This is a genomic window from Streptomyces solitudinis (assembly GCF_036323765.1).
In the GTDB taxonomy this organism is placed as follows: Bacteria; Actinomycetota; Actinomycetes; order Streptomycetales; family Streptomycetaceae; genus Streptomyces.
Window position 1 is genome coordinate 1 of sequence record NZ_JAZDCW010000009.1, and the last position, 14,157, is coordinate 14,157.

Below are 14,157 nucleotides of genomic sequence, written 5' to 3' on the forward strand. Positions count from 1 at the left end.
CCACACGGGAGGGTCTGTCCAGTAAACGGCCCTGTCCCACATTCGGTGGTGACGCAGAGTGGTTCTATCCGAGGAGGATGCGGTGGCGGAAGAGTGCGAAATCTGCTCGCCCGCGCATCTGGCGTGCGATGCGCTTAGTCTTGGTGTTGACGCCTTCGGTGGGGCCGTTGCTGTACGGGAGTGTGAGCGCGGCGACCACGGCGTCGTGGTCACGCTACGACCCCTTACAACTCCGGAGTCAACGAAGGCCGCATCGCCGACGTCAAGCTGCAGAAACGGATCACGGCCGGACGTGCCAGCGTCTCTCTTCTCCGCCACCGCGTCGTCCTGATCGCCCACCTGCGCCGACGCTAACGGACCGGCCGACCGTTGCACCGCGATGTTCTCCGCCTACGAAAATCTTGCCAGAGCCGCGTTCACGTGTACGCCGACACCAGATAGTTCCAGGCCGGTTCCGACCGAGCCACGGGGGCTGTGGCGGGTAGAGATGCGGAAGTCGTCATGCTGGACCGACAATCTTGTCGTTGGTGTCGCGGCGCAGATGAGATGGTCGTGAGGCACTCCGAAGTGCTGGTTGAGCCATACTGCGGCGGAACTGAGACGGGACACGTCCTGAGCGCGCTACGAGTCCCGCTCGGTGGACAGCTGAACCTCCGGCTCCCCGTGCTGTAGAGAACTCCGCCCAACTCGGTGCGGCCCGAGACCGTGGCGCCGGAGCCCAGCCGCCGCGAGGAGCGCAACCCGCCATACTCTCCCTTCCAGAGTGGCCACTCACGCGTGGGTTCCCTGGATTCCAGCTCCAGTTCGCGACGAACCCGCTCGCTTTGCCCGGCGGCACTCCCGAACTCCAGGACCGCGGCGACCCTCTGCTCACACTGCGCCGGGAGATCCACGAGGAGGCCGCAGCCGACATCGGGGAACCGCTGTTCATCGGGCACCTTGCCGCCCACGACGAAACGTGCTCCCGCCTGCGGTACGCCGCCGCGCTCACCCGCCTGGGGCCTGCGCCTGTCGATCCGGCCACCGGCCGCACCTACATCCGCATCCTGGCCACACCCGAACAGACCCTGGAGCTCTTCGACTGGGGCGAGCCGGCCGCCGACCAGCTCACCGCCCTCCACCAAGCCCGCAACCGGCTCGGCATCCCCAAAGCCGTACGCCAGCCCATCACCGAACCGGCCCTCGACACGTTCGCCCTCTGACAGTCCCTGCCCGACCCCAGGAGGCCGGGCCCACCTCGAAGCGAGGACTCCCATGACCAGCTCATCGCCTGCTGCCGGCAAGCAGACCGCACCCACTGCGCCGCTGCCGACCGAGCCTGCCCACAGCCTGTCGCCGAACACCGCCTCCACCACCGGTCCCCAGATGCATGTCCGGACAGGGCACTGCGCGTGCGGCCACATTTCCTACCAGGTCAGCGGCATTCCGGACGACCCGCACCTGTGCTCCTGTGAGCGAGAAACTCGGGTGTCCGGCGGGCCCGCCGTGCTATGGGTGGGGTTCCCCAAGGACTCGCTGAGCTGGACTGGCTCCGGCGGCGAGCCGAAATGGTGGTACCCCTACCCCACCCTTCGCTGCGGCTTCTGTCCCGACTGCGGATCGCAGCTCGTGTCCATCGCCGACGACTCCGACATGGCCATGGTCACCGGGTTCAGCCTCGCTGACCAGAGCGGCATCGAACCACTGGGCCACTCCTTCCGCGAGCACGCCGTGCCGTGGATGCACATCACCCTCGTCCCGTCACCCGCACCGGATCCTGGGCCTGAGGCGCGTGCTACACGAGCAGGCCGGCGGGGGGATGGGACGCCGGCTGCGGCCGGATGACCTTCCTCAGTGCCCGGTTGATCCCGGGGTTGCGGCCGGGGACGTACGAGCGGATCGGCTCGTAGCCGCATGCGGCGTACAGGCCGAGGGCGGCGACGTTGCGCATGCCGGTTTCCAGCAGGATCTCGGTGGGGCCGCGGCCGAGCACGTCCTGTTCCAGAGCGGCGAGGATCCGGCGCCCGAGTCCCTGCCCGCGAGCGGCCGGCGCCACGTACATCCGCTTGATCTCGGCAGCCGAGGCGTTGAGAGTGCGCCAGCCGCCGCAGGCCAGTGCCGGTCCGTCCCCGAACCGGGCGACGAGGAACAGGCCGCTGGGGGCGTTGAATTCCGCCTCCTCGGTGGCTTCGGGGTCGTCGGCGGTGCCGTAGGTGGCCAGCTGCTCCTGGTGGAGGGCATGGGCGAGCGCGCGGGCGTCGGGGCTGCCGTAGGGGACGGCGGTGAGCGTCCATTCGGGGGCGGCTTGGAGCAGCGAGGTCATGGTGACGATAGTGCCGTGCGCAGGGCGTCGAGCGCATCACTGTGTCCGGCGGTGCGCAGTTGCCGACCGGCGGCTGTGCGGACTCGGGCGAGGAGGGTGCGGCATCGGATGGACTGGACCTGCGGGAGGGTGGTGGTCAGGGCGGTGAGCCGGTGCGCACGGCAGTTGGCGCCGGTCACCGGGGTGACGGCGAATCTGGACCTGGCCGACCTGTTCACCGCCGACGAGGAAGCACGAGCCCGCGCCCGGACGGAGCTGGAGCGGCTCGATGCCGCCGGGGTGATGCTGGGCGCCGGGTGGGTGCGGCTGCTGGGCCGCACCGTCCCGTGGGGCCGGTTGTTTCAGGCCATGCACGGTGGCGAGCTGCCGGAGGCCGAACTCCCGCTGCTGGTCGAGCTCCACCACCCCGACTGGCTCGAGCCCGCCGCGCTGAACGCGCTGGAGGTGCTGCTGGAGCGATGGCCCCGCCTGCGGCTGCTGGCCGACACCGCGCAACTGGCCGCTGCCGTACCGTCCGCAGGCCCAGGCGCGGATGCCGCGCTGCAGCGGGTTCTCGGGTTCGCCCGGGTCGTGCATCTGTCCGACGACGGCTTCGGACTGGACACGGCCGGGCACAGGATGGTCGCTGCGCGGGCCGCGCAACGGATCGCGGGCGGGCATGGCATCGAGCTCGCCGTGGAGTGGACCGGCCGGCGCCGCACCGCGCAGGCTTGCCTGGAGCGATACCGGTCCGCCTGCCGGTGGTGGGCCGAGTATGGTTCCACCTCCCCGGCGAGACCATAGAGTGTCCCTCCGGTCACGACAGGTTACAAGGAGGGGTCGTGTTGGACCCGGACGCGCACGCTGATCTCGCCTCGGTCCTCGCAGGCGCCTACGCCTTGCCCGCCGTGGTACTTCAGCGGCTGCCGATCGGCCAGGTCACCGTCAACTACCGTGCCCAGGCCGGGGATGAAGTGCTGTTCGTCAAGCGGTACCAGAACGGCGCGGACTTGGCGGCTGAGCAGCAGGCGGTCGACCAGGCCGCCCTGGCCGGCACGCACCAGGTCCCGGTGGCCAGGGTGCGGCGCTCGACCGACGGACGCAGCATCGTCTCCCAGGACCGCGTCGCGGTCTCCGTGTGGGAGTGGGTGTCCGGCACGGTCGTCGAGACCGGGCTGAACCCTGCCCAGCAGCGTGCCGCCGGCGCGGCGCTGGGCCGCATCCATGTGGCGTTCGCCGATCACCCGGCCGGGGCCGACCCGTCGTCGAAGCTCGACAAGTGGATGCACCCGGACATCGACAAACTGGAAGCCACCACCGTCAAGCTGCTGGGCATCGCGGGTGAGCGCGCGCAGCGCGACGCGTTCGACGAAGCCGCGCTTCGGACCCTGGCCGAGCGGCGCGCGGTGCTGCACCGCATCCCCGAACTCCTGGCCGGCCTTCCCCAGCTCACCTGTCAGGTCCTGCACGGCGACTACTCCGCGGTCAACCTGCTCTTCGACGGCGACACGCTGACCGCCGTGCTGGACTTCCTCCCCCCGGACCCGTTCCTGGTCGCCTACGAACTGGGCCGCATCGCCTTCGACCCGCGCGCCGTCGTCCTCAACGACGACTGGATCGCCGCCGGCGTGAACCTCGTGGCCGCCTACCTGGACACCAACCCCCACCTGCCGGCAGCCGACGTCACCGCGTGCGCCCGCGTGGCGCTGCTGCAGCTGATGACCAGCCTGTACGGGGTCAAGCAGCACTACCTGCGGCCGGGCCTCCTCCAAGACGACCTGGACCAGTTCTGGCTGCTGCGGCACGCAGCCGCCCACCGGCTGCTGGAGAACCTGGCCGACGTCGAAACCGCACTCGCCCAGGTGTCCCGCAGCCGCTGACCGTTCTCGGCCGACGGCCGGTGCCAGAGAGACAGGGAAGGCACGATGTCCACGACAGCCTTGCTGGCCGAGGGCGACTGGACGGTCCTGCGCGGACCGGTCGACTCCGCCGCGGTGATCGCCGCCGCTACCGCAGTTGCCGAGCGGCATCAGCTTCAGTGCCACCAGGCAGACCACAACGCGATCCACCTCGCCAGCCCCGACTCGCACTTCCTGGTGACGGTGCGGTGGAAGACACTGCCGCCCCAGGCGCCGCGCACGCTGGGCTTTCAGCTCCCTGCTCCGGCCGCCGTGGAGATCCTGATCGATCCCACCCCCGGCGCCGGCTGGCTCGCCGCCGAACTCCACGACGCACTGTCCGCCCGCGCCCTGCCCTACACCGACAGCGAACTGGACGGCATCCGGGCCGCCATGCCGCTGCTGGAGCGCTACAGCACTACTCCGCAGCAGGCTTTCGACGGCTGGGCGTTGCTCTTCCGCGACCACTACCTGGAACACAGCACCGGATTCGTCCTGGCGATGGAGCGGGCCGGCATCCCCGCCGAGTGGATCTTCACCTCGGCCGGGATCGACCGCGCCGGCACCGAGGGTGCGTGGCTGCTGCCAGCGGCCCCCGATGCTTCCGCCCGCGCCCTGCGTGATGCCCTGATCACCCACACCGGCGCCCAAGTCGCCGTGGCGATTGCGGACTTCGACGGCCGCGCCGACCGGCGGGGGGTCACCGTCCTTTCGATCGGCGCGGCGGGCGTGGCACCCCTGCGGATTACCGACCACGAGGGCAAGCGACAGGAAGAAGCGCTCACTGACCTGATCGCAGCCGCCGCCGGAATCATCCTCGGCCAGCGAGGCCGCGGGGCCCCGGCCGCGGTCCTACGCGGCATCTCCGACGAGGCCAGAGAGGAGGGCGGCGTGACGGCGATGCTCCACCACCGGCCGTGACGCTGCTGATCACCGGCGTAGTCGGGAGCAATATCGAGTCGGTCAAAGGACCGCCGTCCTCCGCGGTTGCCCGAAGGCCGCCCTGCGAAACCTGTACCCCTCGTCCACAGGGTCGGGAAGCGTGCCTCTCAGGTCAGCTCTACGGCGTTTCCGCTCAGGAACTCGCGGGCGCCGCGGAGCCGGGTGTGCAGCTTCTGCTGGGTGGCGCGGCTGTCGAGTCGTACGTCGAGCCCGCCGGGCAGTCCCGTATCGGAGCGGCGCGCCGAGGGCAGCCGGTCGGGGTCGAGGCCGTCGCGGCGGGCGATGAGCTCGCCCAGCTCGTAGCGGCTCAGGGCCTCCGGGCCAGCCAGGTGGAACACGCCGGAGGCTTCGGATCGAGTGATCTCCCACAGGGCGGCGGTCAGGTCTGCCACGTGTACGGGGCAGCGGATGTCGTCGGTGTACAAGGCGCCCTGCCGGATGCCGTCGGCCAGCGCGTGCACCAGCTGCTCGTGTTCGGAGCGGCCGTTGCCGATGATCAGTGAGGTGCGGGCGACGGCCGCGTGGGCGCACAGGAGGCGTACGGCGGTCTCGGCGGCCGCCTTCGCGGCCCCGTACGGGGTGAGCGGATCCGGTAGGCAGGACTCGTCGTACCAGTCGCGGCCCGTGCCGGAAAAGATCGCGTCGCTGGAGACGTGCACCAGGCGGATGCTGCGCTTGGCTGCGGCTTGGCCGAGGTGGATACCGCCTTCGGCGGTGACCGCCCAGTCCGCGCCGCCGCTCGTCGCGTTGATCACCGCGGCCGGAACCACTGTGTCGAGAACCTCCTCTAGACGGGCGGGGTCACGGAGGTCGAGGTGATGCCACGCCGCTCCGTCGTCGCTGCCGGGGCGGGAGTGGAAGGTGGTGGCCGGGCGCTGGCCCGCGGACACTGCCTGGCGTACCAGCTCGGCCCCCAGAAAGCCGCTGCCGCCGATGATCAGCACAGTCATGCCGCTGCACGTTACGGGCGACGGGTGCCGCCCAGAGCGGCTTTGGCGGGATCCGTTGATCCTCGGGCAACTCGGCTGAGTCGGGAGGAGGACGATTGGCGGCGGCCACGTCTTCGGGCTGGGCCCCGGCGCGGGACGCACGGGCGGGCGCTCTGTTCCTTGGGCCGGGCACGGTGGTGGGCGGGCAGGCGGTTGTCCGCGCACCGCCTCCCCGAGGCCGGCGCGCTCGCCCCGTTCGCTGACCGGTGTCCCGCACATCGCCCGCGGGGCGCCGCAGCGGGCGCTGGCCCACTACGGCGTCGACCGTGGGGCCCGCCCGGTACGCTCGGAGTCGTCCGCCTGGACGACTACTTCACCATCGTGGCGCCCGGCACCGCCCTCATCCACCGCTTCCTGCCAGCCGAGCTGCTCGTTGCGCTCCGGCTTCGCTGATCTTGGTCTCGGCATGGCGCGCCGCCCGTCGTGGTGAGGTCAGTGAAGAGGGCGGAGTGGCTCCGGCCGGGAGCGCGGTTATGGAGCCTGGCTCCCGCGCTCGGCTGTGGGAGCCAGCAGGCCCCAGGCGTAGGCCAGGCCCACGAGGTGGGCGTTGCTCCGGGCGCCCGTCCGGTGACGAAGGCTGGCGGCGTACGCCGTGAGAGCGGGCTTGAGACGCATCTCTGCGGGGAGGGTCGCCTCGGTGGAGACCTCGGCGAGCACGTGCAGGACCGCCAGGTCGAGCGCGGTGAAGGCAGGTGCGGCGATCTCGTCGGTCGACGGCGGGGGCAGGTGCCGTCCGGTGAGCAGGGCAGTGGCGCGGCCGGCTGAGGTGGTGCCACCAGCCCGGTGGCTGATGCCCAACAGGTGCTCGCGGATGGTGGGGACGGACACTCCGAGTTCGTCGGCCGTTTCCTGCACGGTGTCTCCGGCGAGGAGGCGTTTGCCGACGCGTAGTTGCGCGGGTGTGAGGGGCCGCGGTTGTCCGCCGCGTTGCTGTGTGCGGGAGGGCTGGCGTGTGCCGGGGCGGTCTGCGGAGAGCGAGGGGACTGCTGCGGTGGGCAGAGACTCGTAGAGCTGGTCGGGGGTGGTGTCACCGTGGCCTGGTGCGATCACCCAGCGCACGTCTTTGCCGGTGGTGATGTGGAGGGGCGGGATGCCGATCCTTGTGCCGGGGCGCAGGACCCGGACCCCGGGGCTCCACAGGCCGTGCTTGATCTTGCCGGGCGTCAGGAGGAACCACCAGATGCGGGTGATGTCGTTGGCGAGGATGGGCCCGGTGCGGCTTCCGAGGCGTCGGAGAGCTGGTGCGGCTATGTCGGCGCGCACCCGGACGGCGTCGAAGTAGCGGCCACATGCGATAGCGACGGTGCGGTCGTGCGGGATCCACGGGTGCGCGGGGCCCGGTGCGGCGAACGGCCAGGCGTGCGTGGGCGGGCCGGTCAGGCGATGCGCGGCGGTGGGGGGCAGTCGCGGTGGCTTTGTCATCGCTGGGTCGCTCCCTTTGATGCGGGGCTGTCGGTTGATGAGCCGGAGAGGGCGAGCGGGACCATGCAGCCGACGAGCGGCGTGAGCCGTGGATGGAGCTGGGACCGCAGTTCCAGGAGGGCGGCCTGGTCGCCGTCGGCGCCGGGTCCTGTTCCGCGGATCTCCCATCCCATGTGCCGCAGGCGGTCCAGGACGCGGGTGATGGGGTCGACGTTGAGGGGGTATCGGGCGGGTGCCTCTGCTCTGACGCAGGGCAGGTTGAGACGCGCGGCGTAGTCGGCAGCCCAGAGGGTGAGGAGCCGGATGGCGTTGTCCGGGCGTCCCGGGAGGGTGTGGACCTCGCGCAGAAGCAGGCTGGGGCCTGCGCCGTTGGTTCCCCAGCGCCGGAGGTCGGGGCGCGGGTCCAGGATCAGGCAGCTGAGCAGGTCCTCGTCTTCGAACAGCCCCACTGCTGCGCTCTGGGCGTCCCGGTAGAGCGCGGGGGTGTCCAGGCGGGCGGGGAGGGGCAGGCCGCGGCGGGTGAGCCAGCTGCGGCGGTCCTCGACGAGAGCGGCGGCTTCGTCCCGCTCGGCGTCGCTGGCCAGCGGCCGCACCAGGTAGACGGAAGCGTGAGTGGCCGGGGCGTCGGGCTCCAGCGCGGGATGCGGGTTCTGGCTCACTGGAAGTCTCCCTCGGAGACCGCTGCTTCCTGGGGGGCGGTGACCGGGGGCTGCGTGGCGGCTGTTCCTTCGCTGTTGAGGATGCCGTGGGTGTGGGCCAGGGCGACCAGATGCGTGGTGTCGGCGGCGCCCGCCCGGTGTGCGAGGTCGTTGGCGCGGTCGCGCAGGTGCCGTTGCGTCATGCCTGCGGCGCGGGCGATGTCGGCCGGGCGGGAGTGCTCGGCGATGGCGCGGATGAGCCGCTGGTCGTCTTCGTCCGCCTCGAAAGCCCCGCACCCCGCAGGGAGCGGGGGCGGGGACACCTGCGCGTGGCGGAGGAGGGTGTGAGCGAGGACCGGGCGGGAGGAGCGCTGCGGGCAGCGCAGGTTCTGGCGCATCGTGCGGATGTGGGACTTGACGGTGTCGTGGGCCAGCTGCTCCTTGCCGGCGATCTCGCTGTTGGTCAGTCCGCACACCAGGTGGGCGGCGATCCGCTTCTGGGCGGGGGTGATGGGGGTGATGGGGGCGGTCGTGGCGGTGGTCATCGAGGGTTCCTGGGTCGCGGAGGGCAGGGGCGCGGTTGCGCGCTTGTGCGGTTCGGTGAGGGGCGTGATCGGTGGAGCGGTGGTCATCTGGGGTCCCGGTCGCAGAGGAACTGGTGGTGGTCGGGGGCAGGGAGGGCGGGGCGGGCCGGGTGGGGCGGTGAGAGGGCCGCCCCGCCCGGTGTGCGATCGGGTCCGCCCTACGGCGCGGCCTCCAGCAGGACGGGCAGGGCGGTGACGTCGTTGCCGATGAAGGACCGCTGCGGTTCGAGGTCCTCGGGGCGGGCGGCCAGGGCGATCTGGGGGAACCGGTCGAACAGTGCCGGCAGCGCGACCTCGGCTTCGAGCCTGGCCAGCGGTGCGCCCAGGCAGTAGTGGATGCCGTGGCCGAAGGCCATGTGGTCCTTGTCGGCCCGGTCGATGCGGAAGGCCGCGGGGTCCTGGTGGATGTCGGGGTCGCGGCCGGGGGCGCCGAAGCCGATCAGGATGGCGTCGCCGGCCGCGATGGTGGCGTCCTCGCCGAGGTCGATGTCCTTGGTGGCGTAGCGCAGGGGGAGGTGCATGATCGGCGGGTGCAGCCGCAGGGCCTCCTCGATGACGTCGTGCCAGCGCGCCGGGTCGGCCAGCACGGTCGCCAGCTGGTCGGGGTGGGTGAGGAGCTCGCGCACGGCGGCGTTGATGAGGGCGACGGCGGTTTCGCTGCCGGCGCCGATCATCAGGATCAGGGTGGAGATCAGCTCGATGTGGCTGAGCCGGTCGCCGTCCTTCTCGTGGGCGGCCAGCAGCAGGCTGGTCATGTCCTCGCCCGGTGAGTCCCGCTTGATGTCGATGAGCGTCTGCATGGCCTGGTAGAGGTTGTGCTTGGTGGCTTCGGCTTCCTGTGCGGTGACGTCGGTGGCCAGGACGGAGTCGATGACACGGAGCATCTCGGGGCGCTGGTCGGCGGGTACGCCGAACAGGTCGCAGATCAGCCGGGTGGGCACCCGGTAGGAGAAGTGGGTGCGCAGGTCGAGGGGCACGCTGCGGTCCTGGCCGGCCAGGTTGTCCAGGAGGTCGGTGACGATGGCGTGGAGGACCGGGCGCATCGCTTCGACCCGGCCGGGGGTGAAGGCACGGCTGACCAGCTGGCGCAGGCGCTTGTGGTCGTCGCTGTCGGAGGTGAACATGCTGACGACGTCGACCCAGGCGTACAGCCACGGTATGGACCCGGGGGTGTGGGACGGCCACGACGTGCGGGCGTCCTTGGACACGTCGGGGTGGGTCAGGAGCCGTTTGGCGACGTCTCCGCGGGTGACCGACCAGGCCGTCACGTTGTCCGGCAGGCGGACCAGGACGGCGGGGCCAGCGCTTCGGAGTTCGTCGGCCTGGGTGAACAGGCGGCGGCCGCCGCTGCTGTCGAGGGTGACGGCCGGGGTGGTTGTGCTGGTCACGAGAAACCTCCTGCGTTGGCGGGAAGACGGTCGTGCGGCTTGGGGCGGAAGGTGACGGGCATCGACTGCGGGCACTGGTGGAAGGGTCCGTGGCGCAGTGGGGGTTCGGGGTTGTCGTCGCTCAGCGTCATGTCCCAGAGCTGGTCGAGGATCGTCTCGACGGCGGTCTGCACGATCGTGGTGGCCTGGGAGATCGCGGGGCAGCGGTGCGGGCCGGTGGACCAGGCGAGGTGGGCGCGGCTGTCGTAGCCGTGGTCTTGCGGCAGCGACGGGTCGGTGTTGGCGGCCGCGTGGGAGATCAGGATGGGGACGCGGCCCGGCAGGGGCACGCCGTGGAGGTGGGTGTCGCCGCGGGCGAAGTGGACGGAGAAGTTCGCCATCGGCGCGCGTTCCCACAGCGACTTCTCCAGGGCCCGGCGCACGGTGAGGGTGCCGGCGGCGAGACTGCCGGCGTGCTCGTCGTCGCGCAGGAGCAGGTGCAGGGTCCAGGCCGTGCAGGCGGCGACGGGGATGATGCCTGCGCCGACGGCGCAGAAGAGCTGGTTGAGTGCCTCTTCGTCGCTCAGCTTGGCCGCATGGTTGATCATCCAGGAGGTGAGGTCCTGGCCGGGCTGCGTACGGCGCAGCTGGATGAGCTCGAACAGCAGCCCCGCGAAGTCCTGGGCGCCCTGGGCCGCTTCGGGGCCGGCGCCGATGAGGTCCTGGCAGGCGCGCACCATCCGGTGGGTCATCTCGGGTGGGCAGCCCAGGAGTTCAGCGAAGACGAGCATGGGCACCACGTCGGCGAAGTCGCTCATCAGCTCGGCCCGGCCGGTGCCGATGACGCGGGCGATCAGCGACAGCGCGCTGCGCCGGGTGATGTCCCGCAGCCGGTGGGGGTCGATCCGGGCGATGCAGTCGTCCATGGCCCGGCGCAGGCGGACGTGCTCCTCGCCGTCGGTGTAGAGGACGGAGGGCCGCCAGCTCATCATGCCCAGGACCGGGCTGTCCTGGGGGATTTCACCGGCGGCCAGGGCCGCCCACAGGCGTGAGTCCTTGGAGTAGGTAGGGGCGTCGTTGAGCAGGGTGACGGCGGCGCGGTGCTGGGTGACGACCAGGGCGTGCACGTTCGGGGCGATCTCAGCCCAGCCGACCGGGCCCTGGGTGCGCAGTTGCTCGTAGACGGCGTTCGGGCGGGCGGCGAACGTGTCGCCGTGCAGCATGGGGCAGCCGCTGGCGGAGAGCGGGGGAGGCGTCGTCATGGGGCGGGCTCCAGGCTGGGGCGGGACAGCAGGTGGGAGACGAGTGCTATCAGTGGGGTCTTGGCCGACTCCCTGCGCCGCACGTCGCACATGACCAGGGGGGTGGACGAGTGCAGGTCCAGGGCCTGGCGCAGTTCGGCTTCGCCGTAGCGGGGGGAGTGGTCGAAGGTGTTGACCGCGACGACGTAGGGCAGGCCGGCTTCCTCCATGCGCTCCATGGCGTCCCAGGACTCGGTGACCCGGGCGGTGTCGACCAGGACCACGCCGCCCAGCGCGCCGTGCATCAGCTCGTCGATCATGAAGCTGAACCGGGGCTGGCCGGGGCCGCCGAACAGGTAGAGCACGATGTCGTCGGTCAGGGTGAGCCGGCCGAAGTCGAGCGCGACCGTGGTGGTGGTCTTGTCCGTCAGGCCGCGCAGGGTGTCGACCGTCTCACCGGCCCGCGTCATGCGTTCCTCGGTCGAGGCCGGCTCGATTTCGGACACGGCGCTGACGAGGGTGGTCTTGCCCACGGCGAACGGGCCGAGCACGAGGAGTTTGACGGACTGGTCGACCCCGGGCGCCAGGTAGCGGCCTTCAGAGCTTGTGGAGCGCATCGAGAATCCTCTCCAGCAGATGCCGGTCGTTCTGCTGAGCGGCGGGCACGGGGTTGCGGCTGAGGAGGTGGCCGCTGTCGACGAGCGAGGCGACGAGGACCTTGGTCACGGCGGCCGGAAGCTGCAGATCGGCGCTTACCTCGGCTACCGACAGCACACCGGGCAGGCAGTGCTGCATCAGCCGGTGGGAGTGAGCGTCCAGCCCGGCCAGGGGCTTGTCCGGGTCGGCGATCAGGAGCGTGGCCAGATCCAGGGTGCGACGGGTGGGTGCGGCCTTGCCCCCGGTGGGCGTGTAGGGCCGCACCATTCCGGCACGCCTGCGTCCGCGGGGCGTCACGAGGTCCTGGCGCGCGCGGACAGGGCGGGCGCCAGCCCCTTGATGGTCTTGATGGTCGCCGCGGACGCGACCGCCACCTCGGGTTCGGTCATCTCCGCGCGGATGGAGACGGCGAGCACCGAGTTGTGTCCGGCTCCGAAGATGAGAACGCACGCGTCTGGAAGGTCGATGATGATCTTGCGGGGGGCCGTGTCGGGGGGTGTCTGGGTGAACTGCGCGAGGCTGCGGCCCAGCGAGAAGAGGCTCGAGGAGCTGGCGGCGGCGGGGTCGGCCACGTCGCGGTGCAGCTCCTTGGAGTGGGCCAGCACCAGGCCGTCGGTGGTGAAGAGAACGGCGTGCAGGACGTCCTTCTCCTCGGTGAGACGGGTGAGGACCCAGGTCATGTCGTGGGTGTCGGCGGTGGGCTGCTGCTCAGGCATGGGGCTGGTCTCCTTCGAGGGTGTGCGTCTCGGTGTCGTGGATGGTCCGCCCCAGGTGGGCGAGGCCGGCGGAGAACGCATCGGGGTCATCCGCCGGCGCGGGCGCGCCGTCACGGGCGGGCTCCGCAGTACGGGCGGCTCGCCGGCGCCGCTGCGGCAGTCCTGCGGGGCCGGTGGTCTCCGCTGGCGGGGTGCGGCCGTCACCGGCGGGTGAGAGGGAGGCAGGGGTGAGGGGGGCCTGGGTGGTGAGGGCCATGGCCGCATGCCGTTCGGCTTGGATCTCCTCATCACTCGGGCCGTGCCCGAACAGCGCCCGCGGGACACGCAGGACAGCGCGGAGGCCGCCCAAGGGGGAGGTGCTGGTGACATCGGCGACGAAGCCGTACTCGCCGGCCAGACGGCCGATGACCGCGAACCCGAGCTGGCCGGAGTCCTGCACGTTGGTGACGTCCAGCACTTCCCGCTGCGCCAGCTGCCGGGTTGCCTCCTCGCGCTGGAAGGCGTTCATGTTCAGACCGCCGTCGTCGATGAAGAAGCAGAGCCCGGTCTGGACGACCTGGACCTCGACGTAGACCTTGCCCGAGGAGTACGCGGTGGCGTTGGACAGCAGCTCCGTGAGCGCGACGGTGACCGGCTCGACCACGCGTCCCTCCAGCCAGGTCTCCCCGGTGCCCGGCTCGTAGGTGTAGGAGACCCGCAGGTAGTCGCTGATCCGCCCCCGGGCCGATTCCACGACCTCGCGCACGGTGCAGTCCGCGCGCTGCAGACCGGGCCACGATCCGGTCAGGATCCGCGTGCGCTGGAGGGTGTGCAGAGCCTGGGTGACCAGGTGATCGAAGTTCATCAGGCTCTGGTGGTACGCGGTGCCGTCGGGGTGGCGCTCCATCTCCTGCAGGACGGACATCTGACAGCGGTGCAGACGGGTCTGCGCCTCGTCGATGATGTCCCGCACCGAGGACCTGGCCGCACGCCCGATCTGCTCGCGCGTGACGGACACGGCCTCCTGCAGCATCCGCCGGACAGCCTGATGAGCTAGGTCGACAGCGGTGCCGGCGAGCTGCTCCTGGCCAAGGCCCGGGACGGGCACACCGCGGTACCCGCGCGCCAGGACATCCACCAGGGCGGGCATCGTCCCCTCGGCGAAGTGCCGCACTTCCCTCTCCAGCGCGGCACCGTGGGCGGCGGCGGCATCACGCTGCTGCTCCGCGGCATCACGCTGCTGCTCCGCCCAGGCGCCCCGGACGGCCAGGGCCCGCTTGCTGCGGGTCTGCACGACGAGTCCTGCCGACGTGGCGACGAAACCGGCACCAAGCAGGGCAGTTACGGTCACCTGTGGATCGAGCATGGAGTGTCCTCACACGTGGGGGTCGGCTGTGCGCGGCAGGAGGCAACGGCGCGGCCGAGGCCGGCCGCGGAGCGGCG

The 14,157-nt window shown here is 71.2% G+C and carries 16 protein-coding genes and 1 pseudogene; 5 read left to right on the forward strand and 12 right to left on the reverse strand.

Annotated features, from left to right (window positions below; all coding sequences use genetic code 11):
- Positions 1-64 precede the first annotated feature (64 nt).
- Positions 65-214 (reverse strand): annotated as a pseudogene (locus tag V1J52_RS21110) (transposase); the annotation flags it as partial.
- A gap of 610 nt (positions 215-824) precedes the next feature.
- Between V1J52_RS21110 and V1J52_RS21115 the strand changes: the two are divergent.
- Both V1J52_RS21115 and V1J52_RS21120 read left to right on the forward strand, forming a co-directional pair.
- Positions 825-1,202: a hypothetical protein gene (locus tag V1J52_RS21115; protein ID WP_330141511.1), complete on the forward strand. Its 378-nt coding sequence runs from the start codon at positions 825-827 to the stop codon at positions 1,200-1,202.
- 163 nt (positions 1,203-1,365) lie between these two features.
- Entirely contained in the window at positions 1,366-1,824 is a 459-nt protein-coding gene (locus tag V1J52_RS21120) for a GFA family protein (protein WP_330141705.1), read from the forward strand.
- Here the strand turns inward: V1J52_RS21120 and V1J52_RS21125 are convergent.
- Complete coding sequence (locus tag V1J52_RS21125; protein ID WP_330141512.1) at positions 1,775-2,302, reverse strand: GNAT family N-acetyltransferase; 528 nt, start codon at positions 2,300-2,302, stop codon at positions 1,775-1,777. The genes V1J52_RS21120 and V1J52_RS21125 overlap by 50 nt on opposite strands.
- 108 nt (positions 2,303-2,410) lie before the next feature.
- Between V1J52_RS21125 and V1J52_RS21130 the strand changes: the two genes are divergently transcribed.
- Genes V1J52_RS21130 through V1J52_RS21140 form a run of 3 tightly spaced genes read left to right on the forward strand, consistent with a single transcriptional unit; the run spans position 2,411 to position 5,100 of the window.
- Positions 2,411-3,085: an AP endonuclease gene (locus V1J52_RS21130; protein WP_330141513.1), complete on the forward strand. Its 675-nt coding sequence runs from the start codon at positions 2,411-2,413 to the stop codon at positions 3,083-3,085.
- 38 nt (positions 3,086-3,123) lie between these two features.
- Positions 3,124-4,161, forward strand: coding sequence for a phosphotransferase enzyme family protein (locus V1J52_RS21135; RefSeq protein ID WP_330141514.1), 1,038 nt, complete (start codon positions 3,124-3,126; stop codon positions 4,159-4,161).
- A 45-nt stretch (positions 4,162-4,206) separates the two neighbouring features.
- The gene (locus tag V1J52_RS21140) at positions 4,207-5,100 is read left to right on the forward strand and encodes a coenzyme F420-0:L-glutamate ligase (RefSeq protein WP_330141516.1); all 894 of its coding nucleotides are present in this window, start codon (positions 4,207-4,209) and stop codon (positions 5,098-5,100) included.
- Between the two features lie 128 nt (positions 5,101-5,228).
- Here V1J52_RS21140 and V1J52_RS21145 read toward each other — a convergent pair whose 3' ends face one another.
- The 10 genes from V1J52_RS21145 to V1J52_RS21190 form a co-directional block, all read right to left on the reverse strand.
- Positions 5,229-6,071, reverse strand: coding sequence for an SDR family oxidoreductase (locus V1J52_RS21145; RefSeq protein ID WP_330141517.1), 843 nt, complete (start codon positions 6,069-6,071; stop codon positions 5,229-5,231).
- A gap of 510 nt (positions 6,072-6,581) precedes the next feature.
- A complete protein-coding gene (locus V1J52_RS21150; protein ID WP_330141518.1) occupies positions 6,582-7,532 on the reverse strand; it encodes a hypothetical protein in 951 nt (316 codons plus the stop codon).
- The gene (locus V1J52_RS21155; RefSeq protein ID WP_330141519.1) at positions 7,529-8,191 is read right to left on the reverse strand and encodes a hypothetical protein; all 663 of its coding nucleotides are present in this window, start codon (positions 8,189-8,191) and stop codon (positions 7,529-7,531) included. Before V1J52_RS21155 ends, V1J52_RS21150 begins: the two co-directional genes overlap by 4 nt.
- Positions 8,188-8,715 (reverse strand): LuxR C-terminal-related transcriptional regulator, encoded by a 528-nt coding sequence (locus V1J52_RS21160; RefSeq protein ID WP_330141521.1) that lies wholly within the window; start codon positions 8,713-8,715, stop codon positions 8,188-8,190. Before V1J52_RS21160 ends, V1J52_RS21155 begins: the two co-directional genes overlap by 4 nt.
- Before the next feature lie 197 nt (positions 8,716-8,912).
- Positions 8,913-10,142, reverse strand: coding sequence for a cytochrome P450 family protein (locus V1J52_RS21165; protein WP_330141522.1), 1,230 nt, complete (start codon positions 10,140-10,142; stop codon positions 8,913-8,915).
- Positions 10,139-11,383 carry a cytochrome P450 family protein gene (locus tag V1J52_RS21170; RefSeq protein ID WP_330141523.1) on the reverse strand — a complete coding sequence of 415 codons (1,245 nt, stop codon included), beginning with the start codon at positions 11,381-11,383 and terminating at the stop codon, positions 10,139-10,141. Before V1J52_RS21170 ends, V1J52_RS21165 begins: the two co-directional genes overlap by 4 nt.
- Complete coding sequence (locus V1J52_RS21175; protein WP_330141524.1) at positions 11,380-11,979, reverse strand: GTP-binding protein; 600 nt, start codon at positions 11,977-11,979, stop codon at positions 11,380-11,382. Before V1J52_RS21175 ends, V1J52_RS21170 begins: the two co-directional genes overlap by 4 nt.
- A complete protein-coding gene (locus V1J52_RS21180) occupies positions 11,960-12,286 on the reverse strand; it encodes a DUF742 domain-containing protein (RefSeq protein ID WP_330141706.1) in 327 nt (108 codons plus the stop codon). Before V1J52_RS21180 ends, V1J52_RS21175 begins: the two co-directional genes overlap by 20 nt.
- A 26-nt stretch (positions 12,287-12,312) precedes the next feature.
- Complete coding sequence (locus tag V1J52_RS21185; RefSeq protein WP_330141525.1) at positions 12,313-12,735, reverse strand: roadblock/LC7 domain-containing protein; 423 nt, start codon at positions 12,733-12,735, stop codon at positions 12,313-12,315.
- Positions 12,728-14,080, reverse strand: a complete 1,353-nt coding sequence (locus tag V1J52_RS21190) for a histidine kinase (RefSeq protein ID WP_330141526.1) — start codon at positions 14,078-14,080, stop codon at positions 12,728-12,730. Before V1J52_RS21190 ends, V1J52_RS21185 begins: the two co-directional genes overlap by 8 nt.
- Positions 14,081-14,157: the final 77 nt, after the last annotated feature.